The sequence below is a fragment of the Ideonella sp. genome, assembly GCF_036277275.1.
Taxonomy (GTDB): domain Bacteria; phylum Pseudomonadota; class Gammaproteobacteria; order Burkholderiales; family Burkholderiaceae_C; genus Ideonella.
The window spans coordinates 46,177-67,273 of the sequence record NZ_DASUNH010000169.1; the positions used below are offsets into that span (position 1 = coordinate 46,177).

Here is a 21,097-nt window from a genome sequence, read left to right on the forward strand (position 1 = left end):
GGGATGAATGGTTCGCGGGCTTACAGCGTACAGCGCGCCCAGCTCGCATTGAGCGTGCGGCCAGTCTCGTCTTGCGCCCATACCACCACCGCCAGCTCAGCCGGCGTGGGCTTCGGCAAGGCCAGTTGCGCACGCCAGGGGCCGGCCCCCGCCACCGGCCCCGCGACGGCGCGCACCACGTGCTCGTGGTGCAGCGTGACGCCGCGGTTCTCGCCTTGCGACACCGGCGACACCAGCCCCCCTTCGAGCAGCACCGCCTGCAGCTGGATCGGCGGTGCGGCAGGTGCCGCCTGGGCGCGCAGCTCGAAGCGCAGGTGGTCGCCGTCGCGCGCCAGGCCCTGCAGCACCAGCGCCACCGTCGGCGTCTGCGCGGCCTGGCGCAACAGGCGAGAGCGCAGCGCCCGCTCGTCGCGCCAGGCTGGGAACGCCAAGCCGTCGACGAAGACCTGCGGCGTGACCACCGCCGGCACGCCGCCCGCCGCGACCAACGCCTTCTGCCGCTGCGACGAGGCGGGCAGTGCGTAACGGTCGACCCAGCCCAGGCTGTCGAAATAGTCGACGTGCCAGACCACCGGCACCAGCTCCAGCCCGGGATTGAACGCGCCGAAGCGACGCTCGGCCGGCGGACAGCTGTCGCAGCCTTCCGAGCTGTACAGCTCGGCCAGCACGATGCGCGCACCGGGCGGCGCCATGCGGCAAGCCAGTCGTGTCGCACCCGAACCTTGATCCGACGCGGCGGCGAAGCCGTGCGGGGCCGCAGCGACGATCAGCAGGCCGAGCGTGCCGAGCATGACATCAGAAGCGGACATTGGCGCGCAGGTAGACGAAGCGGCCGCGTGGGTCGACATAGCTCGGGTCGTAGCCCGACTGGAAGAAGGACTGACCGCCGTTGTTGGTGTAGGGCGGATCGGTGTCGAGCAGGTTCTTCACGCCCAGGCCCAGCTCCAGCGCGCGGCTGAACTGGTAGCTGGCCAGCAGGTCGTAGGTCGTGTAGTCGCTGACGCGGCGCGGCTTGAAGGCCGGGTCTTCGGTGTCTTCGAAGGTGCCCGGTACGTCCTTGTGGCCGGTCTGGTAGTTCTGCGCCAGCGTGGCCGACCAGGGGCCGAAGCGCCAGTTGAACGCCAGGTAGTGCTTCCAGCGCGGGATGATGCCAGCCGCGTTGGCACTGGCCAGGCTGTTCGCGTCGGCGATGCCGTCCGAGAAGGTGCCGTCCGGCGCCTGCACGTCGTACTTCAGGAAGTAGGTGCCGTTCAGGCTGACGCCGATGTCGCCGATCGGCAGCCTGGGCCAGCGCAGCTTGGCATCGATGTCCAGCCCTCGGATCCGGCTTTCGCCCAGGTTGATCTGGCGCTGGTCGATCTCGATGATCGGCCCGGGCAGGTTCGGGAACGCATCGTCCGGCGGGCCCCGCCGGACGAGGTGGCCGAAGCGGTCGAGATCGGCCAGGATGTTGCCGGCCGGCACGCCGGCGACGATGGTCTTGCCGAGGTGGATGTCGAAGGCGTCGATGCCCAGCGACAGCCCGGCCATCGGCTCGATCACCAGGCCCAGCGTGGTGTTGCGGCTGCGCTCGGGCTCGAGTGTGGGGTTGCCGCCGGCGAGGATCGGGAACTGCGTCTGGCAATCGTTCGAGCTGTTGTTGCCGTCGACACCGCAGCGCAATGGGTCGCTCAGGCCGTTGGCGGTGACGCCGGTCGTCTGCGGGCCGAACAGGTCGGTCAGGCTCGGCGCGCGGAAGCCCCGGCCAACCGAGCCGCGAACCAGCAGCTCGCGCATCGGCTGCCAGCGAACGCTGGCCTTCGGCGTGGTCGCCGAGCCCGAACCTTCGTAGCGGTCGTGGCGCACCGCGAAATCCAGCTCCAGGCCCTTCAGCAGCGGCGCGTTCAGCTCGGCGAACACCGCCTTGACCTGGCGGTCCTTGTCGACCGGCAGAAAGTTGCCGCCGTAGCCGGTGATGTCACCGGACTGGATCGTCACGCTCGGCGACGACTCGTAGGCCTCGAGCCGCAGTTCACCCCCCAGCGCCAGCGCGAGCGCGCCGCCAGCCAGGCTGGTCAGCTCGGTCGAACCCTTGGCCGCCAGGCTGCTCAGGCTCGTCTGATTGACATAGGCGTTGCCACGGAACTGCGTCGCCTCGATCTCGGCCAGCACGTCCGATGTGTTGGGGCCGAAGAAGTTGACCCGCCCGCTGTTGAGCAGCGGCAGGATGCCGGCATACGACGGGTAGCCGCTGTTGACCCGCTCGGTCACCTTCGACTGGCTGTGCAGCAGCGCGGCGTCGAAATCCCAGGCGCCCAGCGTGCCGCGCAGGCCGACCAATCCGCGCGCTGGCTCGACAATGTCGGTCAGGTCGCGGTCGCCGGTCACGGCCGAGCGGTAGCGCACCAGCACGTCCGGCAGCGGGTCGCCCGGCTCGAGCTGCGCGCGCACGAAGTCGGTCGGGTAGTACGGCGAATCGGGCCGCAGCACGATGGTGGCGTTGCCGTTGTACGGCGCCACGTTGAACAGCGGGTGGTTCGGCGGCAGCGCGAACTGGTCCGAGATCGGCACCGGCTGGATCACCGTGCGGATGGTCGTGCGGCCGTACGACAGCTCGCCGAAGGCCTCGATGTCGGGGTTCAACGGCAAGATCGCGCTGGCCATGAAGCCGATGCGCTCGGTCGGCGGCACCAGTTGCACCGAGGGCGCGGGGTCGTAGCGGCACACGGCCGGGCCGAACAGCGGGCTCGACACCGACGGATCGCAGTCCGGCGCCATCGGGTTATAGCTGCGGCCGTTGAAGAAGATGTTGGCCGGGAAGGAGTTGCCCGAGGTTGTGTCGTTCAGGTGGTCGACATTGACGCTCGACTTGGCGAAGTCCCGGTCACGCCCTCGCAGGCCTTCTTCCTTCTGGTAGGTGCCGATCAGTGTGACGTTGTGGCCGTCGACCGCCGATTCGCCATGGCCCCACAGCATGCTGGCGCGGGTGATCGAGCCGCCCCCCTGCGTCGAGTTGCCGTACTCGAGGCCGACCTCGGCGCCGCGGTAGTCGCGCCGCAGCACGAAGTTGATGACACCGGCCACCGCATCGCTGCCGTACACGGCCGAAGCCCCGTCCTTCAGCACCTCGACGCGTTCGATGGCGGCCAGCGGGATCGAGTTGACGTCCACCGACACGCTGTCGCCGATGGCGCCGAACGCGCTCACGCGCCGGCCATTGATCAGGATCAGCGTGCGCGTGCCCGACAGGCCGCGCAGCGACGCGCTCGACAGGCCGCCGGTGGTGGCGCCAGCGGCCATCGACGCGGAGACCGAACCGCCGCTGGTGGCCGCGGCGACGCGGGTCAGCAGCTGCTCGACATTGGTCGCACCGGACGACTCGATCTCTTCGCGCCGGATCACCTGCACCGGCAATGCGGTCTCGGCCTCGATGCGCTTGATCGACGAGCCGGTGATCTCCACCCGCTGCGGCTTGGCCTCGGGCTCGGGCGGCGTGGCCGGTTGCGCCGAGGCCGATGCCATGGCACCCATGCCGAAGGCCCATGCCAGCACCCCGGCCAAGGGGGTGGGGTGGAAGAGGCGGCTGGGGGTGCGGCGGCGGCGTTGCGGCATCGTGACTCTCCTGCGTTGGTGTGGAATGCCGGAAATTCTGGGATCGGCCCAATCGATCGCAGGGGCCCAATTCGGGCGCAGCGATTGGGCCCAATCGGCGGGCACGGCGCCTTGCTGAAAACCTTGCCCGCTGTGCTGAAGGCGGTGCTGCCTACACTGGGCGGATGAACGACCGCACTGCCGCTGCGCCGGCCCCGACGACCCCGCTGGCCTGGTCCAACCGCTTTGCCACCCTGGGCTCGGCCTTCTTCACCGAACTCGGCGCGACCGGCATGCCCGATCCGCATTGGGTGGCCTGGAGCGACGATTGCGCCGCTCTGCTGGGCTGGGGGCCCGACTGGCGCGAGACCGGCCATGCCAAAGGCCATGCACCACCGCTGCAGGTCTTCAGCGGCAACGCGCTGTGGCCCGGCATGCAGCCGCTGGCCTCGGTCTACAGCGGGCATCAGTTCGGCGTCTGGGCCGGCCAATTGGGCGACGGCCGCGCGTTGTGGCTGGGCGAGCTGGACACGCCGTCGGGGCCGCTGGAGATCCAGCTCAAGGGTGCCGGGCTCACGCCGTACTCGCGCATGGGCGACGGCCGCGCGGTGCTGCGCTCGTCGATCCGCGAGTTCCTGTGCTCCGAGGCGATGCACCACCTGGGCATCCCGACCACGCGGGCACTGTGCGTCACCGGCTCGCGCCTGCCGGTGCGGCGCGAGCGCATCGAGACGGCGGCGGTAGCCACGCGTGTGGCGCCGAGCTTCATCCGCTTCGGCCATTTCGAGCATTTCGCGCACCACGGCAAGCCGACCGAGCTGGCGCAGCTGGCCGACTTCGTGATCGACCGCTTCTACCCCGAGTGCCGCGACGAGCCTGCGCCGGTGCTGGCACTGCTTCAGGCGGTGACCGAGCGCACCGCGCGGCTGATGGCGCAGTGGCAGGCGGTGGGGTTCTGCCATGGCGTGATGAACACCGACAACATGTCGATCCTCGGCCTGACGATCGACTATGGGCCGTTCGGCTTTCTCGACGGCTTCGATCCTCGCCACATCTGCAACCACTCGGACGATCGCGGCCGCTATGCCTTTGCCGCGCAGCCGCAGGTGGCTTGGTGGAACCTGCATGCGCTGGCCCAGGCGTTGGCACCGCTGGTCGACAACAACGTCGACGGCCTGCAGGCTGCGCTGGCCCCCTACCCCGAGGCCTTCAGCCAGGCGATGACTGGTGTGATGCGGGCGAAGCTGGGCCTGGCCGAAGCGCGCGACGACGACGCGGCGTTGATCGACAGCTGGCTGCAGTTGCTGGCCATCGAGAAGACTGACTTCACGATCGCGCATCGCCGGTTATGCGATTTCTCGACCGCACCCGACGCCGCCAACGGCGGCCTGCGCGACCTCTTCATCGACCGGACCGCGTTCGACGCCTGGGCCGTGCGCTACGCGGGCCGGCTGGCGGGCGAGAACAGCCAGGACGCCGCGCGGGCCTTGCAGATGCGCCTGGTGAACCCCAAATACGTGCTGCGCAACCACCTCGCCCAGACGGCGATCGACCGCGCCGAGACCGGCGATTTCAGCGAGGTGATGCGCCTGCTGAAAGTTCTGAGCCGCCCGTTCGACGAACAGCCTGAGCACGAGGCGGATGCCGCCTTCCCGCCCGACTGGGCCCAACACCTTGAAGTGAGCTGTTCCTCATGACGACTGCATTCATCATCTTTCTTCGGGCCGAGTGCCGGGCCGCTCCCCCCTCGGCGAACGGGGGGCAGGCATGAGCCATGCACATGACGACCCCCGCTACCCGGTCCAAAAGACCGATGAGGAGTGGCGCGCGCAACTCAGCCCCGCCGAATACGCGATCGCCCGCCACGCCGCGACCGAGCGAGCGTTCACCGGCCGCTTCTGGGACCACTGGCAAAGTGGCGTCTACAAGTGCGTTGGCTGCGGTGAGACGCTGTTCGAGTCCGGCACCAAGTTCGACGCCGGCTGCGGCTGGCCGAGCTACTGGCAGGCGGTCGACGACGGCCGCATCGAGCGGGTGGTCGACGAGTCACACGGCATGACACGGGTCGAGGTGCGCTGCGCCAAGTGCGGGTCGCACCTGGGCCATGTGTTCGACGACGGCCCCGCACCGACCGGCGAGCGTTTTTGCATCAACTCGGCGGCGATCAATTTCGACGCGGGGAAATAGGGCCCCCACGGACCCTTCCGGGTCCTGCCTTGCGGGCCGCGCCGAGCCAGAGGCTCGGCCCTTCGGTAGGCACAAACAGTCCTCAGGACTGTTTGTGTCCGACCTCAGCCCCCCGAGGGGATCCGCGCACGCCACTTGAAGGGCGACGGCTCCTGCGGGAGCGCCTGGTGCAGCGGCGGTCCGTGGCCTCAAGCAGCGACGGGCCGCACCTACTGCTTGATCCCCTTGGGCGACGGGCCGCCCACGGCGGACCTAGGGGGCGACAGTTCTGTAGACTCCGGCCCGCGCCTGCCGCCGGTGGGCCGGCCTGCCTGTTTTCATGAAGCTGCTGCTCGATTTCCTGCCCCTGGTCCTGTTTTTTGTGACCTTTCGCTACACCGGGAGCGACCCGCAAGCGGCCGCCGCTTTCGCCTCGGAGCATTTCGGGCAACTCGTGTCCGGCGGCGTGGTCACGCCGGAGCAGGCCCCGGTGCTGCTCGCAACGCTCGTCGTGATCGTCGCCACGCTGGCGCAGGTGGCCATCCTGAAATTGCGCGGCCGCAAGGTCGATCTGATGCTGTGGGTCAGCCTCGGCCTGGTGGTCGTGCTGGGTGGCCTGACGATCTGGTTCCACAACGACACCTTCATCAAATGGAAACCCAGTGGCCTGTACTGGACGCTCGGCCTGACGTTCTGGATCAGCCAGGCGGTTTTTGGTAAGAGTTTGTTGAAGCGTTTGATCGGCGAACAGATCGTCTTGCCGGACCCGGTGTGGCGCCGGCTGAACCTCGCGTGGGTGCTGTTTTTCGGCTTGATGGGCCTGCTCAACCTTTGGGTTGCCTACAACTTCGAGACCAGCACCTGGGTCAACTTCAAGGTGTTTGGCGCCACCGGGCTGATGTTCGCCTTCTTCCTGGGTCAAGGCGTGTACATGAGTCGCTACCTGCCCGACGAGGAAGCCGCCGCCGAGGCACCGCCGGAAGGAAAACGATGAACACGCCGGCCGACAAACCGCACGTCAGCGCGACCGCGGTGCAAGCCTGCCTGCAGCAAGCCTTGAGCCCGCTAGAGCTGGAGGTGCGCGACGACAGCGCCGCCCACGCCGGACACGCCGGAGCCCGCGAAGGCAGCCACTTGTCGGTGCGAATCGTCAGCGATCGCTTCAGCGGTTTGACACGATTGGCACGACATCGCCTCGTGTATGATTCTTTGAGCACTTTGATGCCGCGGGGCATCCACGCACTGGCGATCGACGCCCGCGCACCGGATGAACCCTGAAGAAGTAGCTGGCGCAAACCGCCTAGTGTCCACGCGAGGCTCATGCCGCGCGTTGCCTCCAGGTCGCGATTGACGCGGCATGCCTGACAAGCAACCCCCTAGTTCCACACCGTTGACCCTCGTCACGAGTCACCACGTAAAGGCGACACGCATGAACCTGAAATCCACCGCCGTCCTGGCTGCCGCTGCCATCCTGTTGCCGCTCGCCGTTCAGGCGCAAAACGTGGCCACCGTGAATGGCAAGCCCGTTCAAAAGGCCCGCGTCGATATGCTGATCAAGCAAGCGACGAAAGGCGGCCAGCCGGCCACGCCCGAGCTGCAGACGCGTGCCCGCGACGAAGTCGTGATGCGCGAGATCTTCGTCCAGGAAGCCGAGAAGAAGGGCATCCTGACCAGCGCCGCCTACAAGGAGCAGATGGAGCTACTGCGCCAGACCGTGCTGATCCGCGAGCTGTTCGAAGACTTCAAGAAGAAGAACCCCGCCACCGACGCAGAAGCCAAGGCCGAGTACGACAAGGTCAAGGCCGCGCAGTCGGGCACCGAGTACCGCGCTCGCCACATCCTGGTGGAGAACGAAGACGAGGCCAAGAAGCTGATCGCCGAAATCAAGGCCGGCGGCAAGTTCGAAGACCTGGCCAAGAAGAGCTCGAAGGATCCCGGCTCGGCCGAGAACGGCGGCGACCTCGACTACGCCAAGCCCGACAGTTATGTGCCCGAGTTCAGCGCCGCGCTGACCGCACTGAAGAAGGGCGACATGACCGAGACCCCGGTCAAGACCCAGTTCGGCTACCACATCATCAAGCTGGAAGACAGCCGCGAAGCAACCTTCCCGCCGTTCGAAGAAGTCAAGCCGCAGCTGATGCAGCGCGTCGAGCAGACCAAGCTGCAGAAGTACCAGGACGACCTGAAGAAGGCCGCCAAGACCGACTACAAGTTCGCCCAGCAGTAAGCGACTCGAGGTGAGCAACCAGGGCCGGCCGGCGCTGCCGCCAGCGCAGTGCCCTGCTTGAGCCACCTCACCACGACGAAGGCGCCCCGCGGGGCGCCTTTTTCATGGGCCATCTCTGCTTGAACGATTTCCTTCGGCCATGGCGGGCTGGTTGGGTGCGCCACAGGCTGTATCGTTCGCCGCGCCCATCCGGCCCGCACGCAACGACGCGTTGATAGCCATGACGACCGACACCTTGACGACCAGTCCCGCCGCCCCTGCGAACGTGAGCTTCTCCCAGGCCTTGGCCTTTTGGCTGAAGCTGGGCTTCATCAGTTTCGGTGGGCCGGCGGGGCAGATCGCGATCATGCACGAGGAGCTGGTCGAGCGGCGCCGCTGGATCAGCGAGAACCGCTTCCTGCACGCGCTGAACTACTGCATGCTGCTGCCAGGCCCCGAAGCACAGCAACTGGCCACCTACATCGGCTGGCTGCTGCACCGCACCGCCGGCGGCATCGTGGCGGGCGGGCTCTTCGTGCTGCCGTCGCTGTTCATCCTGATCGGCCTGTCGTGGGTTTACATGGCCTATGGCCATGTGCCGGTCATCGCGGGGATGTTCTACGGCATCAAACCGGCCGTCACCGCCCTGGTCGTGCATGCCGCCTACCGGGTCGGCTCACGGGCGCTGAAGAATGCGTGGCTCTGGGGCATTGCGGCCGGCGCGTTCGTCGCGATCTTTGCGCTGCAGCTGCCGTTCCCGTTGATTGTGCTGGCGGCCGGGCTGATCGGCTACGTCGGTGGGCGCGTCGCCCCGGACAAGTTCAGCGCCGGCGGCGGCCATGGTGCGGCGAAGAAGCAGTACGGCGCCGCCCTGATCGACGACCACACGCCGACGCCGGCGCATGCGCGCTTCAATTGGGCTCGCCTGTGTCGCGTGATCGTCGTCTTCGTCGGCCTGTGGGCCGCCGCGATGGGCGCGCTGACCGCTGCATACGGCTGGGAGGCCGTGTTGACCCAGATGGCGTGGTTCTTCACCAAGGCCGCGCTGCTGACCTTCGGCGGCGCCTATGCCGTGCTGCCCTACGTCTACCAAGGCGCGGTCGACCACTACCAGTGGCTGACCGCCACGCAGATGATCGACGGCCTGGCGCTGGGTGAGACGACGCCCGGCCCGCTGATCATGGTCGTCTCGTTCGTCGGTTTCGTCGGCGGCTGGACCAAGGCCATCTTCGGCAGCGAGTCGCTGTTCCTCGCCGGCGCAGCAGCCGCGACCGTGGTCACCTTCTTCACCTTCCTGCCGTCGTTCTTCTTCATCCTGCTCGGCGGGCCGTTCATCGAGTCGACCCACGGCAACCTGAAGTTCACTGCGCCGCTCACCGGCATCACCGCCGCGGTGGTCGGCGTGATCGTCAACCTGGCGGTGTTCTTCGCCTGGCACGTGCTGTGGCCGCAGGGCTGGTCGGGGCCGTTCGACGGGCTGTCGGCGCTCATCGGTGCCGGCGCGGCGATGGCGCTGTTCCGCTTCAAGCTCGGCGTGATCCCTGTCGTGGTGGGTTCGGCGCTGGCCGGCCTGGTGATCAGCCTCGTGCGCCCGCTGCTGGGCTGAGGGGGTTGACGCTCAGGCGTCGAGCAGGCGCCCGGCCTCGATGTGCAACTGGCGCTCGCAGCGCTCGGCCAGCGCGCGGTCGTGCGTCACCATCACCAGCGTCGTGCCGACCTCGCGGTTGAGTTCCAGCATCAGCGCCATCACCGTCTCGCCGGTCGCGAAATCGAGGCTGCCGGTCGGCTCGTCCGCCAGCAGCAGGCGTGGCCGCACGACGAACGCGCGCGCCAGCGCCACGCGCTGCTGCTCGCCACCGGACAGCACGCGCGGGTAGTGCGACAGACGCTGGCTCAAGCCAACGCGGCCCAGCATCTCGGTCGCCAGCGTGCGCGCATCGCGCCGGCCGGCCAGCTCCAGCGGCAGCATCACGTTCTCGAGCGCCGTGCGGTTGCCCAGCAATTGGAAGCTCTGAAACACGAAGCCCAGCTTGCGGGCGCGCAGCGCCGCACGTGCATCCTCGTCGAGCGCGAAGAGGTCTTCACCCTCGATCACGACGCGGCCTTCGCTCGGCACGTCGAGCCCCGCCATCAGCGCCAGCAACGTGCTTTTGCCCGAGCCCGAGGCGCCGACGATCGCCGCCGACTCCTGCGCCCGCAGGGTGAAGTTGATGTCGTGGAGAATCGTCAGCGTGCCGGTTGAATCGGTCACCCGCTTGGTCAGGTGTTCGACGGCAATGATGGGTTCAGACATGCGTGGATTGAATTTCTTCGTCAAGGCGTGGCAAGGCGTCGCCCGCCGGCTCGTGGCCGACTGTAGCGTCTGGCTCGCGGCGTTGCTTTTGGCGGCCAGCATCCCGGCCCAGGCGGCTGCACCGGCCAAGCTGCTCGTTGTCGGCGACAGCCTGTCGGCCGAGTACGGCCTGGCGCGCGGCAGCGGCTGGGTCGCCCTGCTGAGCGAGCGGCTGGCGCGCGAGAAGCTGGCGATCGAGGTGGTCAACGCCAGCATCAGCGGCGACACCACCGCCGGCGGCCGCAGCCGGCTACCGGCGCTGCTGAAGACGCATGCACCCAAGGTGGTGGTGATCGAGCTGGGAGGCAACGACGCATTGCGTGGCCTGCCACTCGCCCAGACACGCGACAACCTGGCCGCGATGGTCCGCAGTGCCCAGGCCACCGGCGCCAAGGTGATGCTGGCCGGCATCCAGGTGCCGCCCAACTATGGCCGCCAGTACACCGAGGACTTCGCCAAGAGCTTCGAAGACGTGGCCAAGGCCGAGCGCATTGCGCTGGTGCCGTTCCTGCTGAAGGGTGTCGGCGACCGGCCCGACGCGGAAAACTGGTTCCAGGGCGACCGGATCCACCCGCTGGCCAAGGCCCACCCGCTGATCGTCGACAACGTCTGGCCGACGCTGCGCCCGCTGATTCAGGCCTCGTTGCGCTGAATCCGCGCCGTCTCAAGGGTATTTACGGGTGCTTCGGCGCCCGACACATGCAAACCTTTACATATCTGGCGGTCCCACTGCCTGGAGGTTTGCCGTGGCTGACCTGACCCCATCGAACCCACCCGCCGTGTCGCGCCGACGCCTGTTCGCCGGCGCCGGTACCGCCGGTGCGCTGGCGGCCACCGCGGTGGCCCTGCCCCTGGTGCCGGTGGCGCCTGCCACCACGAACACCGACCCCGTGCCCAAGCCGCAGGGCGGTGGTTACCGCCTGAGCGCGCACGTCCAGCGCTACTACCAGACCGCCAAGGTCTGACGCATTCACCGAGGTGCTCCGGCACGGCCGGGGCGGCCGCCAGGAGACACCATGCTGCTGATCCGCAGAGCTCCTTCCAACGACGCAAGCCCCCCCGGCGCTGGCTCGTCCAGCCTCGTGGCCAGCCTGTCCCGCGGCGTCGCCCGCGCCATGCCGACGATGGACCGGCGTGCGTTCCTGCGCCGCTCGGGCCTGGGTGTCGGGGCCGGCATCGCTGCCGGCGAATTGATGCTGGTTCGCAAGGCCCGCGCCGCCGACCCGGCCAAGCCTGGCGAAGACTCGCCCAAGATCGAGGTCAAGCGCACCGTCTGCGGACATTGCTCGGTGGGCTGCGCCGTCGACGCGGTGGTCGAGAACGGCATCTGGGTGCGGCAGGAGCCTGTCTTTGACTCGCCGATCAACCTGGGCGCGCACTGCGCCAAGGGCGCCGCCCTGCGCGAGCACGGCCACGGCGAGTACCGACTGAAATACCCGATGAAGCTGGTCGACGGCAAGTACCAGAAGATCACGTGGGACCAGGCGCTGGACGAGATCAGCAAGAAGATGCTCGAGTTGCGCCAGGCCAGCGGGCCGGACTCGGTCTTCATCGTCGGCTCGTCGAAGCACAACAACGAGCAGTCGTACCTGCTGCGCAAGTGGGTCAGCTTCTGGGGCAGCAACAACTGCGACCACCAGGCACGCATCTGCCACTCGACCACCGTCGCCGGCGTCGCGAACACGTGGGGGTACGGCGCGATGACCAACTCCTACAACGACATGCAGAATAGCAAGGCGGCGCTGTACATCGGCTCGAACGCCGCCGAGGCGCACCCGGTGTCGATGCTGCACATGCTGCACGCCAAGGAGTCCGGCTGCAAGATGATCGTCGTCGACCCGCGCTTCACGCGCACGGCAGCGAAGGCCGACGAGTATGTGCGCATCCGTTCGGGCTCGGACATCCCGTTCCTGTTCGGCCTGATGCACCACATCTTCAAGAACGGCTGGGAAGACAAGAAGTACATCGAGGACCGTGTCTACGGCATGGACAAGGTGCGCGAAGAAGCGCTCACCGTCTGGACGCCCGAGAAGGTTCAAGAGGCCTGCGGTGTCGACGAAGCCACCTGCTTCAAGATCGCCAAGATCATGGCCGACAACCGGCCCAGCACGATCGTCTGGTGCATGGGGCAGACGCAGCACACCATCGGCAATGCGATCGTGCGCGCCTCGTGCCTGCTCCAGCTGACGCTCGGCAATGTCGGTGTCAGCGGCGGCGGCACCAACATCTTCCGCGGCCACGACAACGTGCAGGGTGCGACCGACGTCGGCCCCAACCCCGATTCGCTTCCCGGCTACTACGGGTTGGCCGAAGGGGCCTTCAAGCACTTCGCCAAGGCCTGGGACGTCGACTTCGAGTGGATCAAGAAGCAGTACGCACCGGGCATGATGGCCAAGTCCGGCATGACGGTATCGCGCTGGATCGACGGCGTGCTCGAGAAGAACGAGCTGATCGACCAGGACTCGAACCTGCGCGGCCTGTTCTTCTGGGGCCATGCACCGAACTCGCAGACCCGCGGGCTCGAGATGAAGAAGGCGATGGACAAACTCGACCTGCTGGTCGTGATCGATCCGTTCCCTTCGGCCACTGCGGCGATGGCCGCGATGCCTGGCAAGCCGGAAGACCTGAACCCGAAGCGCGCGGTCTACCTGCTGCCGGCCGCGACGCAGTTCGAGACCAGCGGTTCCTGCACCGCGAGCAACCGCTCGCTGCAGTGGCGCGAGAAGGTCATCGACCCACTGTGGGAAAGCCGCTCCGACCACATGATCATGGTCCAGCTGGCCGACAAGCTCGGCTTCGGCAAGGAGCTGGTCAAGAACTACAAGATGCAGAAGATCAAGGGCCTGGACGAGCCCGAGCCCGAGTCGATCCTGCGCGAGATCAACAAGTGCGTCTGGACCATCGGCTACACCGGCCAGAGCCCCGAGCGGCTGAAGGCCCACATGCTCAACATGAACGTCTTCGACGTAAAGACACTGCGCGCCAAGGGCGGCATCGACAAGGCCACCGGCTACTCGCTCGACGGCGACTACTTTGGCCTGCCCTGGCCTTGCTACGGCACGCCGGAGATGAAGCACCCCGGCTCGGCCAACCTGTACGACACCAGCCGCCATGTGATGGACGGTGGTGGCAACTTCCGCGCGAACTTCGGAGTCGAGCGTGACGGTGTCTCGCTGTTGGCGGGTGACGGCTCGCACTCCAAGGGCGCCGACCTGACGATGGGCTACCCCGAGTTCGACCACCTGTTGCTGAAGAAGCTCGGCTGGTGGGGCGAACTGACCGAGGCCGAACAAAAGGCCGCCGAAGGCAAGAACTGGAAGACTGACCCGTCGGGCGGGATCATCCGCGTCGCGATGAAGAACCACGGCTGCCACCCGTTCGGCAACGCCAAGGCCCGCGCGACCGTCTGGAACTTCCCCGACCCGATCCCGAAGCACCGCGAGCCGCTGTACAGCACCCGGCCCGACCTCGTCGCCAAGTACCCGACGCACGACGACAAGAAGGCCTTCTGGCGCCTGCCCACGCTCTACAAGACCGTCCAGGACAAGAACATCGACATCGGCAAGACATTCCCGCTGATCATGACCTCGGGCCGGCTCGTCGAGTACGAAGGCGGAGGTGAAGAAACGCGCTCGAACCCCTGGCTGGCCGAGTTGCAGCAGGACATGTTCATCGAGATCAACCCGAGGGCCGCCAACGACCGCGGCATCCGCCACGGCGACTGGGTCTGGGTCAAGACACCGCCGATGGCCGCGGTGCCCGAATTCAAGGGCTTGAAGGTCAAGGCACTGGTCACCGAGCGGGTCGACGCAGAGACCGTCTTCCTGCCCTTCCATTTCTCGGGCCGCTGGGGCGGCATGGACATGCTGCCCTACTACCCCGAGGGCGCCCACCCCGTCGTGCGCGGCGAGGCGATCAACACCGCCACGACCTACGGCTACGACAGTGTGACGATGATGCAGGAGACCAAGACCACGGTCTGCCAAGTTGAGAGAGCAACATGAAGCCCCCACGCTCCCTTCCGGTCGCTGCCTTGCAGGCCGCGCTTGGCCAGTGGCCAAGCCCCTCGCCAGGCACGTCCAGTCCACTGGACTGGTCATGTCCGGGCTCGGCCCCCCGAGGGGGCGCGGGCGACGGACCGGCAAAGCCGGATCCGTGCCCGACCTTGGGTGAATTCAAAGTACTTTCTGGCGCTTGAGGAGAACACGATGGCTCGAATGAAGTTCATCTGCGATGCCGAGCGCTGCATCGAATGCAATGGCTGCACCACCGCCTGCAAGGCAGAGCACGAGGTGCCATGGGGCGTGAACCGGCGGCGCGTGGTCACGCTGAACGACGGCGTGCCGGGCGAGAAGTCGATCTCGGTCGCCTGCATGCACTGCTCGGACGCACCGTGCATGGCGGTATGCCCGGTGGACTGCTTCTACCGCACCGACGAAGGCGTGGTGCTGCACGACAAGGATGTGTGCATCGGCTGCGGCTACTGCTCTTACGCCTGCCCATTCGGCGCACCGCAGTTTCCGAGCAACGGCACCTTCGGCATGCGCGGCAAGATGGACAAATGCACCTTCTGCGCCGGCGGCCCCGAGGACAACGGCTCGCAGGCCGAGTTCGAAAAATACGGCCGCAACCGGCTGGCCGAAGGCAAGCTGCCCGCCTGCGCCGAGATGTGCTCGACCAAGGCGCTGCTGGGCGGCGACGGCGACGTGGTGGCCGACATCTTCCGCAACCGTGTGCTGGTGCGCGGCAAGGGCAGCGAGGTCTGGGGTTGGGGCACCGCCTATGGCAAGCCGACGCAAGGCGCGCCGTCGGCACCGCCGTCCACCACCACCGAAGGAGCCAAGTCATGACGCGCGCGGCCTTGCCGCTGGTGGCAGCCACCGCCCTGCTGCTGGCGGCCTGCTCCGAGCCTTCGCAGGCCGATGCGGCGCGGCTGAAGAAGGCCGATGCCAAGGCCTCCAGCGGCGCGGCGGCGGCTGACAGGGCCTACATGGCCAGTGGCTGGACGGCCGGTGACGACGCGAGCTGGCAAACCCAGATCCGCGGCCGCACGCAGGGCCAGAACGAATACGCCCGCATCACGTCGGCCACACCAGCGGCCCCGGCTGCGACACCGGTCGCCGCCGCGCCCGCCGAACCGGCCAAGGCGCCTTGACGCGCCAGGAGGCACCGCCATGCGTCGCCTGATCTGTACCGTCTCGTTCGGCCTGGCCTTGGTTGCCGCCGCCAGCGCCGGCTCGGCCCAGACCCCCGCGGCACTGGCCGCATCCGCCGCGACGGCGACCGCCCCTGCCGCCTTCGTCGCCGGCCCTGAGCCGCAGCCCGGCGACAGCAACGCCCAACGCGAAAAGAGCCAGCCCGGCAACAACGCGCCCATGTGGCGCGCAGTCAAGGAGACCGGCGGCACCAGCTCGCTGCCAGGCGCCGAGCAGGGCGTGCTGGTCCAGCCCTTCGTGCAGTACCCCGGCTCGCGCTGGACCAGCGCGGGCGAAGCCTGGCGCCAGGTGCGCAACCAGTGGTTGATCCCCTATGGCGGCGCGCTGCTGTTCATCGTCGTGCTGGCGATCGGGCTCTTCTACTGGCGCAAGGGGAGGCTCGGCCACGCCGAGAACACCGGCGGAGCCATCGAGCGTTTCACGCCATTCGAGCGCGCAGCCCACTGGAGCAACGCCACCGCCTTCGTCGTGCTGGCGGTGTCGGGCCTGGTGATGGCGTTCGGCAAGTTCCTGCTGCTGCCGGTGATCGGCAGCCTGCTCTTCGGCTGGCTCACCTATGCACTGAAGACAGCGCACAACCTCGTCGGGCCGTTGTTCGTGGTGTCGCTGATCGTCGTGTTGCTGACCTTCGTGCGCGACAACCTGCCGCAGCGGGGCGACTTCACCTGGCTGCGCCGCGGCGGCGGCCTGCTGGGTGGGCATGAGGTGCCGTCGAACCGTTTCAACGCCGGCGAAAAGCTGGTGTTCTGGGGCGGCGCGTTGTTGCTTGGTGGCATCGTCGCCGTCTCGGGCCTGGTGCTGGACAAGCTGCTGCCGGGACTGGCCTATCTGCGCAGCGACATGCAGATCGCGCACATGGTCCACATCGGTGCGGCGGTGCTGATGATGGCCTTGCTCTTGGGCCACATCTACATCGGCACCCTCGGCATGCGCGGTGCCTACCGCGCGATGCGTGACGGCTATGTCGACGAGGACTGGGCCGCCGAGCACCATGCGCTGTGGCTCGACGAGATCCGCGCCGGCAAGATCCCGGCGCAGCGTTCAGCCAAGCCGGCCCCGCGGCCCAGCGCGGCCCCTGCTGCGCGCAATGCCTGAAGGAGTTTCGCGATGAAACACCACTCCATCGGCCTGACGATCATCGTGCTGTTGCTGGGCCTGATGGCCGCCTCCAGCCTGGCCAAACTGCCCGGCGCCAGCCCCGAAGCCAAAGCCAAGGCCGACGAAGCCGCTGCCAAGACGACCTGGACCACGAGCGTCGCCAACTACCAGTTGTGCAAGTCGATGGACAAAGTAGCGGCCGCCTACTTTGCCCAAGCCAAGGCGGCCGGCAAGCCGGCGTCGGCGCCAGTGGCTACACCGCCCTGCACCGACCCTGGCCCGTTCGCCTACGTGGCGCCCGGCGAGGCCAAGCCACCGCTCGAGGCCTCGGGCGCCCACTCGCCGCCCAAACCGGCCGCCGAAGCCCCCAGTACCAACAAGCCGGACGCGCAGGTCAACCCGAAGAAGTAAGCTCACTGAATGACGATCCAGCCTCAAGCTGCAACGGCTGACCTCGACCGCGCCCCCCGCATGACCCACGCGCGGCAGCCGCTGCTGCGCGAGATCGAGATCCTCGATGAGTACGGCGCGCGCCGCCGCATCCACATCCCGGCCGAACGGCCGTTGACGGTGTTCGTCGACAAGCGCGAGTTGGTCACGCTGATGACGCTGGGCGCCGCGCCCGAATTGCTCGTGCTGGGTTACCTGCGCAACCAGCGCCTGGTCGGCCGCATGGACGAGGTCGAATCGATCACGGTCGATTGGGACATCTCCGCCGCCGCCGTCTACACCCGCAAAGGCTTGCCTGACCTGGCCGCGAAGACATCCCGCCGCACCGTCACCACCGGCTGCGGCCAGGGCACGGTGTTCGGTGACCTGATGAACGACGTGTCCGGCCTGACGTTGCCGCCCCCCGAACGCGCGCGCATACGCCAGTCCACACTCGCCGCGATGCTCGAGACGATGCGCCAGCAGGACAGCATCCACCGCAGGGCCGGCTCGGTGCACGGCTGCGCGCTGTTCCGCGGCAGCGAGATGCTGATGTTCGTCGAGGACGTCGGCCGCCACAACGCGATCGACACCATCGCCGGCTGGATGTGGCTGAACGGCGTGACCGGTGAAGACAAGTGTTTCTACACCACCGGCCGCCTGACCAGCGAGATGGTGATGAAGGCCGCTTACATGAGCGTGCCGATCGTCGTCTCGCGCAACGGCGTCACGCAGATGGGCCACGAGCTGGCCACGCGGCTGGGCATGACGTTGTTCGGCCGCGCGGCCAACAAGCATTTCCTTTGCTACACCGGCTTCGAGCGCTTCGATTCCGAGCCGCTGCCCGAGCCGGCATCGGTGCGGGTGGTGTCGTCGGCCGGGTGAACGCAGCGCGATGAACACGGCCATCACCTCGCCCGACACCGAGCGCGTGGTCACGCTGCCCGCCGCGGTGCTGATCGAGCGCGAGGCACGGCCCAATCGTTGGGAAGACTGGCGCTACCGGCTCGCCGGCGTCGAGCTGGACGATGGCCACCTCGGGCCCTCCTCGGCCGCGCGGGCACCTCGCGTGCTGCGCGACGATGGCCACCACTCGCTGTGGGCCTTCACCGGTTTCGAGGTGCTGCTGCACCCGGACGAAGCCGAGGGGTACCACCTGAACCTCACGAGCGGCGCGCCGGTCTGGTTCGTGATGTGGCGCATCGACGATGAAGACCCGTCGCGCGCCTGGCCCGAGCGGGTCACACTGTCGTACCACGAGGCCGGCCGTCTGCTGGATGCGCAAGAGCGCGTCGACAACTGGCCGCTCCCGGCCGAGCTGGTGGCGCTGCTGCAGGCCTACGCCGATGCGCACTACCGCCCCGAGCCGAAGCGGCGCCAGCGGCCTGCGTCCTTCCTGTCGCCCGGGCAACGCGGGGGCCGCCAGTGAGCGTCAATGACAGCGACTTTCTGGCCCGCTGGTCGCAGCGCAAGGTGCAAGCGCGGCAGGGTCGACCATTGGGGGAAGACCCGCCCGCGGTGCCCATGGTCGTCGACACGGCGCCGCCAATCGCGCCAGCACCGACTGCCATCGTGGAGCCGCAGCCGCCCAGCGCAGACACGCTGCCGACGATGGACGAGGTGGCCACGCTGACGCCGGTGTCCGACTTCAGCCGCTTCGTTGCACGCGGGGTCGAGCCGGGGGTCAAGAACGCCGCGTTGAAGAAACTCTTCGCCGATCCGCACTTCAACCTGATGGATGGGCTGGACACCTACATCGAAGACTTCGGCCGCGCCGACCCGCTGCCGGCCAGCATGCTCAAGCAAATGGCGCAGGCGCACTTCCTGGGCCTGATCGAACCCGAGCGCAGTCCCGATCCCGCCCCCACCTCATCCCCCCCCGGGGCCTCTTCTTCTGCCGCGGCCGCCACCGATGAAGACCCTGATCTGCGACTGCAATCGCACGATGCCGCTGGACGCCAAGGCCCTGAGCCAGGCGCTGGCGGCGACGCCGGGCGCGAGCCCTGACGGCCTGCAGACAACCCACAGCGTGCTGTGCCGGCGCGAGGCGGCGGCCTTCCAGCGCGCGGCACTCGACGAAGGCCAGACGCTGGTCGTTGCCTGCAGCCAGGAGAGCAAGCTCTTTGCTGCGCTGAACGAAGAGACCGCGGGCGCACCGTCGATCACCGAGCGGCCGATCCGCTTCGTCAACATCCGCGAGACCGGTGGATGGGCCCGCGATGCGGCGCAGGCCACCCCGAAGATCGCCGCGCTACTGGCCGCCGCGCAGTTGCCGTTGCCCGAGCCGGTCGGCACCGTTGGTTATCGGTCGGCCGGTCACACGCTGGTGATCGGCGACGCTCACAAGGCCAGCCAAGCCGCTGCGCTGCTGGGCGAGGGTCTCGATGTCAGCCTGCTGGTCACGCGGCCAGGTGGCGAGCTGCCGCAAGGTCATGAGCACGCGGTGCACACCGGTCGGCTGACCGGCCTCAGCGGCTGGCTCGGCGCATTCGAGGCAGCCTGGGAAAGCGACAACCCGATCGACCTCGACCTGTGCACACGCTGCAACGCCTGTGTCGACGCCTGCCCGGAAAACGCGATCGACCTCGGCTACCAGGTCGACCTCACGCTGTGCAAAAGCCACCGCGACTGCGTGCGGGTCTGCGAAGCAGCCGGTGCGATCGACTTTCAGCGCGAACCGGTCGCGCACCATGAGCACTTCGACCTGGTGCTGGACCTGCAGCCCGAGCCGGCGGTCACGATGCACCAGCCGCCGCAGGGCTACTTCCACGCCGGTGCAGATGAGCGCCGCCTGTTCGAGGCCGTGCTGCAACTGCGCGAGCTGGTCGGCGAGTTCGACAAGCCGCGCTTCTTTCGCTACCAGCAGCGCCTGTGCGCGCACAGCCGCAACGAACAGATCGGCTGCACCGCCTGCATCGATGTCTGCTCGGCGAAAGCCATCCGCAGCGACGCGTCGGCCAAAGGCCGCTCGAAGAACGACCTGCAGCCAGCCGGCGGCATCGTCGTCGAGCCGCACCTGTGCGTCGGCTGCGGCGCCTGTTCGACCGTCTGCCCGAGTGGCGCACTGACCTACGCGGCGCCGAACCCGGTCGACCAGGGCAAGCGGCTGCAGACATTGCTCGCCACCTACGCACGCGCCGGCGGGCGTGAGGCGGCCCTGCTGCTGCACAGCGAAGAAGCCGGCCAGCGCCTCGTCGACGCACTCGGCCGTGCAGCGCGCGTCGACCGCACGCTGCACGGTGTGCCCGCGCGTGTGATCCCGGTGCCGTTGTGGCACACCGCCAGCGTCGGGCTGGACCTGTGGCTGGCCGCGATCGCGCAAGGCTCGTCACAGGTCTGGGTGTTGCTCACCGATGAAGAAGCGCCTGACTACAAACGCGCATTGGCCGAGCAGATCGCCGTTGGCCAAGCCATCCTCACCGGTCTCGGGTACCGCGGCGAGCACCTGCGGCTGATCGATGGCCGCGATCCGCCGGCGCTCGACGCCGCGCTGCGCAGCGCACCGGCGCAAGCCGTCGCCAAGGCGGCCTCGTTCGCAGCCCAGGCCGACAAGCGCTCGACGCTCGAACTGGCGCTCGACCATCTGCGCCAACAGGCCCCCGCGCCGATGCCTGACGAGATCACGCTGCCCGCACCCGGCTCGCCCTACGGCACGCTGCAGGTCGATGCCGAGCGCTGCACACTGTGCCTGGCCTGCGTCGGCGCCTGCCCCGAGAACGCGCTGGCCGACAACCCCGATCGGCCGCAGCTGAGGTTCATCGAGAAGAACTGCGTGCAGTGCGGCCTGTGCGCCAGCACCTGCCCCGAGCAGGCGATCACGCTGCAGCCGCGGCTGTGGCTGGCCGACGAAGGCCGCGCTCGCAAATCCGCCAGGGTGTTGAACGAAGCGCAGCCCTTTGCCTGCGTGCGCTGCGGCAAGCCCTTCGGCACGCTGCGCGCGATCGAGATGATGCTGGCCAAGCTGGCTGGGCATTCGGCCTTCCAGGGGGCGGCGGCCGAGCGGCTGAAGATGTGCGGCGACTGCCGCGTCATCGACATCCACACGAACACCAATGAAGTCAAGATCACGGACTTGTGATG

Annotated in this window: 20 protein-coding genes; 17 read left to right on the forward strand and 3 right to left on the reverse strand. The window is 67.9% G+C overall.

All coding sequences use genetic code 11. The features are described 5' to 3' along the window. Nucleotides 1–20: 20 nt before the first annotated feature. Entirely contained in the window at nt 21–809 is a 789-nt protein-coding gene (locus VFY73_RS28840; protein WP_329725039.1) for a DUF1223 domain-containing protein, read from the reverse strand. Then, complete coding sequence (locus VFY73_RS28845) at nt 796–3,591, reverse strand: TonB-dependent receptor (RefSeq protein WP_329725040.1); 2,796 nt, start codon at nt 3,589–3,591, stop codon at nt 796–798. Before VFY73_RS28845 ends, VFY73_RS28840 begins: the two co-directional genes overlap by 14 nt. 164 nt (nt 3,592–3,755) lie before the next feature. Here VFY73_RS28845 and VFY73_RS28850 point away from each other — a divergent pair, with 164 nt between their 5' ends. The 6 genes from VFY73_RS28850 (at nt 3,756) to chrA (ending at nt 9,548) form a co-directional block, all read left to right on the forward strand. Beyond that, nucleotides 3,756–5,267 (forward strand): protein adenylyltransferase SelO, encoded by a 1,512-nt coding sequence (locus VFY73_RS28850; RefSeq protein WP_329725041.1) that lies wholly within the window; start codon nt 3,756–3,758, stop codon nt 5,265–5,267. Between the two features lie 70 nt (nt 5,268–5,337). Then, nucleotides 5,338–5,757: a peptide-methionine (R)-S-oxide reductase MsrB gene (gene msrB / locus VFY73_RS28855; protein ID WP_329725042.1), complete on the forward strand. Its 420-nt coding sequence runs from the start codon at nt 5,338–5,340 to the stop codon at nt 5,755–5,757. 319 nt (nt 5,758–6,076) lie between these two features. Continuing rightward, on the forward strand, nt 6,077–6,730 hold the full coding sequence (locus VFY73_RS28860; protein ID WP_329725043.1) for a septation protein A: 654 nt from the start codon (nt 6,077–6,079) through the stop codon (nt 6,728–6,730). Continuing rightward, entirely contained in the window at nt 6,727–7,014 is a 288-nt protein-coding gene (locus VFY73_RS28865) for a BolA family protein (RefSeq protein WP_329725044.1), read from the forward strand. Before VFY73_RS28860 ends, VFY73_RS28865 begins: the two co-directional genes overlap by 4 nt. A gap of 151 nt (nt 7,015–7,165) precedes the next feature. Continuing rightward, entirely contained in the window at nt 7,166–7,963 is a 798-nt protein-coding gene (locus VFY73_RS28870) for a peptidylprolyl isomerase (protein ID WP_329725045.1), read from the forward strand. A 220-nt stretch (nt 7,964–8,183) separates the two neighbouring features. Then, on the forward strand, nt 8,184–9,548 hold the full coding sequence (chrA, locus tag VFY73_RS28875; RefSeq protein WP_329725046.1) for a chromate efflux transporter: 1,365 nt from the start codon (nt 8,184–8,186) through the stop codon (nt 9,546–9,548). A 12-nt stretch (nt 9,549–9,560) separates the two neighbouring features. On the opposite strand, the gene VFY73_RS28880 is transcribed toward chrA, so the two are convergent. After that, the gene (locus VFY73_RS28880) at nt 9,561–10,235 is read right to left on the reverse strand and encodes an ABC transporter ATP-binding protein (protein ID WP_329725047.1); all 675 of its coding nucleotides are present in this window, start codon (nt 10,233–10,235) and stop codon (nt 9,561–9,563) included. On the opposite strand from VFY73_RS28880, the gene VFY73_RS28885 reads away from it, so the two are divergent. From VFY73_RS28885 to VFY73_RS28935, 11 genes are all read left to right on the forward strand, one after another. Continuing rightward, complete coding sequence (locus VFY73_RS28885; protein ID WP_329725048.1) at nt 10,234–10,926, forward strand: arylesterase; 693 nt, start codon at nt 10,234–10,236, stop codon at nt 10,924–10,926. The genes VFY73_RS28880 and VFY73_RS28885 overlap by 2 nt on opposite strands. 94 nt (nt 10,927–11,020) lie before the next feature. Further along, entirely contained in the window at nt 11,021–11,239 is a 219-nt protein-coding gene (locus VFY73_RS28890; RefSeq protein WP_329725049.1) for a formate dehydrogenase, read from the forward strand. A gap of 51 nt (nt 11,240–11,290) precedes the next feature. Further along, nucleotides 11,291–14,278, forward strand: a complete 2,988-nt coding sequence (locus VFY73_RS28895) for a formate dehydrogenase subunit alpha (RefSeq protein ID WP_329725050.1) — start codon at nt 11,291–11,293, stop codon at nt 14,276–14,278. 204 nt (nt 14,279–14,482) lie between these two features. Next, complete coding sequence (fdh3B, locus tag VFY73_RS28900; RefSeq protein WP_329725051.1) at nt 14,483–15,124, forward strand: formate dehydrogenase FDH3 subunit beta; 642 nt, start codon at nt 14,483–14,485, stop codon at nt 15,122–15,124. Continuing rightward, on the forward strand, nt 15,121–15,429 hold the full coding sequence (locus VFY73_RS28905; RefSeq protein WP_329725052.1) for a hypothetical protein: 309 nt from the start codon (nt 15,121–15,123) through the stop codon (nt 15,427–15,429). Before fdh3B ends, VFY73_RS28905 begins: the two co-directional genes overlap by 4 nt. A 19-nt stretch (nt 15,430–15,448) precedes the next feature. Continuing rightward, on the forward strand, nt 15,449–16,585 hold the full coding sequence (locus VFY73_RS28910; protein WP_329725053.1) for a formate dehydrogenase subunit gamma: 1,137 nt from the start codon (nt 15,449–15,451) through the stop codon (nt 16,583–16,585). 12 nt (nt 16,586–16,597) lie between these two features. Further along, on the forward strand, nt 16,598–16,999 hold the full coding sequence (locus tag VFY73_RS28915) for a hypothetical protein (RefSeq protein WP_329725054.1): 402 nt from the start codon (nt 16,598–16,600) through the stop codon (nt 16,997–16,999). 9 nt (nt 17,000–17,008) lie between these two features. Next, a complete protein-coding gene (locus tag VFY73_RS28920) occupies nt 17,009–17,902 on the forward strand; it encodes a formate dehydrogenase accessory sulfurtransferase FdhD (protein ID WP_329725055.1) in 894 nt (297 codons plus the stop codon). A 10-nt stretch (nt 17,903–17,912) separates the two neighbouring features. Then, a complete protein-coding gene (locus VFY73_RS28925) occupies nt 17,913–18,446 on the forward strand; it encodes a DUF3305 domain-containing protein (RefSeq protein ID WP_329725056.1) in 534 nt (177 codons plus the stop codon). Then, the gene (locus VFY73_RS28930) at nt 18,443–19,024 is read left to right on the forward strand and encodes a DUF3306 domain-containing protein (protein WP_329725057.1); all 582 of its coding nucleotides are present in this window, start codon (nt 18,443–18,445) and stop codon (nt 19,022–19,024) included. Before VFY73_RS28925 ends, VFY73_RS28930 begins: the two co-directional genes overlap by 4 nt. Continuing rightward, nucleotides 18,930–21,095: a 4Fe-4S binding protein gene (locus VFY73_RS28935; protein ID WP_329725058.1), complete on the forward strand. Its 2,166-nt coding sequence runs from the start codon at nt 18,930–18,932 to the stop codon at nt 21,093–21,095. The genes VFY73_RS28930 and VFY73_RS28935 overlap by 95 nt, the downstream gene beginning before the upstream one ends. The last annotated feature ends 2 nt before the right edge of the window (nt 21,096–21,097 follow it).

What these genes read in the sequence shown, in the direction of transcription:
- VFY73_RS28920 (WP_329725055.1), top strand. Translation starts at nt 17,009, where the DNA reads ATGACGATCCAGCCTCAAGCTGCAACGGCTGACCTCGACCGCGCCCCC.
- msrB (WP_329725042.1), top strand. Translation starts at nt 5,338, where the DNA reads ATGAGCCATGCACATGACGACCCCCGCTACCCGGTCCAAAAGACCGAT.
- fdh3B (WP_329725051.1), top strand. Translation starts at nt 14,483, where the DNA reads ATGGCTCGAATGAAGTTCATCTGCGATGCCGAGCGCTGCATCGAATGC.
- VFY73_RS28860 (WP_329725043.1), top strand. Translation starts at nt 6,077, where the DNA reads ATGAAGCTGCTGCTCGATTTCCTGCCCCTGGTCCTGTTTTTTGTGACC.
- VFY73_RS28905 (WP_329725052.1), top strand. Translation starts at nt 15,121, where the DNA reads ATGACGCGCGCGGCCTTGCCGCTGGTGGCAGCCACCGCCCTGCTGCTG.
- VFY73_RS28915 (WP_329725054.1), top strand. Translation starts at nt 16,598, where the DNA reads ATGAAACACCACTCCATCGGCCTGACGATCATCGTGCTGTTGCTGGGC.
- VFY73_RS28840 (WP_329725039.1), bottom strand. Translation starts at nt 809, where the DNA reads ATGTCCGCTTCTGATGTCATGCTCGGCACGCTCGGCCTGCTGATCGTC.
- VFY73_RS28850 (WP_329725041.1), top strand. Translation starts at nt 3,756, where the DNA reads ATGAACGACCGCACTGCCGCTGCGCCGGCCCCGACGACCCCGCTGGCC.
- VFY73_RS28880 (WP_329725047.1), bottom strand. Translation starts at nt 10,235, where the DNA reads ATGTCTGAACCCATCATTGCCGTCGAACACCTGACCAAGCGGGTGACC.
- VFY73_RS28935 (WP_329725058.1), top strand. Translation starts at nt 18,930, where the DNA reads ATGAAGACCCTGATCTGCGACTGCAATCGCACGATGCCGCTGGACGCC.
- VFY73_RS28925 (WP_329725056.1), top strand. Translation starts at nt 17,913, where the DNA reads ATGAACACGGCCATCACCTCGCCCGACACCGAGCGCGTGGTCACGCTG.
- VFY73_RS28845 (WP_329725040.1), bottom strand. Translation starts at nt 3,591, where the DNA reads ATGCCGCAACGCCGCCGCCGCACCCCCAGCCGCCTCTTCCACCCCACC.
- VFY73_RS28895 (WP_329725050.1), top strand. Translation starts at nt 11,291, where the DNA reads ATGCTGCTGATCCGCAGAGCTCCTTCCAACGACGCAAGCCCCCCCGGC.
- VFY73_RS28870 (WP_329725045.1), top strand. Translation starts at nt 7,166, where the DNA reads ATGAACCTGAAATCCACCGCCGTCCTGGCTGCCGCTGCCATCCTGTTG.
- VFY73_RS28865 (WP_329725044.1), top strand. Translation starts at nt 6,727, where the DNA reads ATGAACACGCCGGCCGACAAACCGCACGTCAGCGCGACCGCGGTGCAA.
- chrA (WP_329725046.1), top strand. Translation starts at nt 8,184, where the DNA reads ATGACGACCGACACCTTGACGACCAGTCCCGCCGCCCCTGCGAACGTG.
- VFY73_RS28885 (WP_329725048.1), top strand. Translation starts at nt 10,234, where the DNA reads ATGCGTGGATTGAATTTCTTCGTCAAGGCGTGGCAAGGCGTCGCCCGC.
- VFY73_RS28910 (WP_329725053.1), top strand. Translation starts at nt 15,449, where the DNA reads ATGCGTCGCCTGATCTGTACCGTCTCGTTCGGCCTGGCCTTGGTTGCC.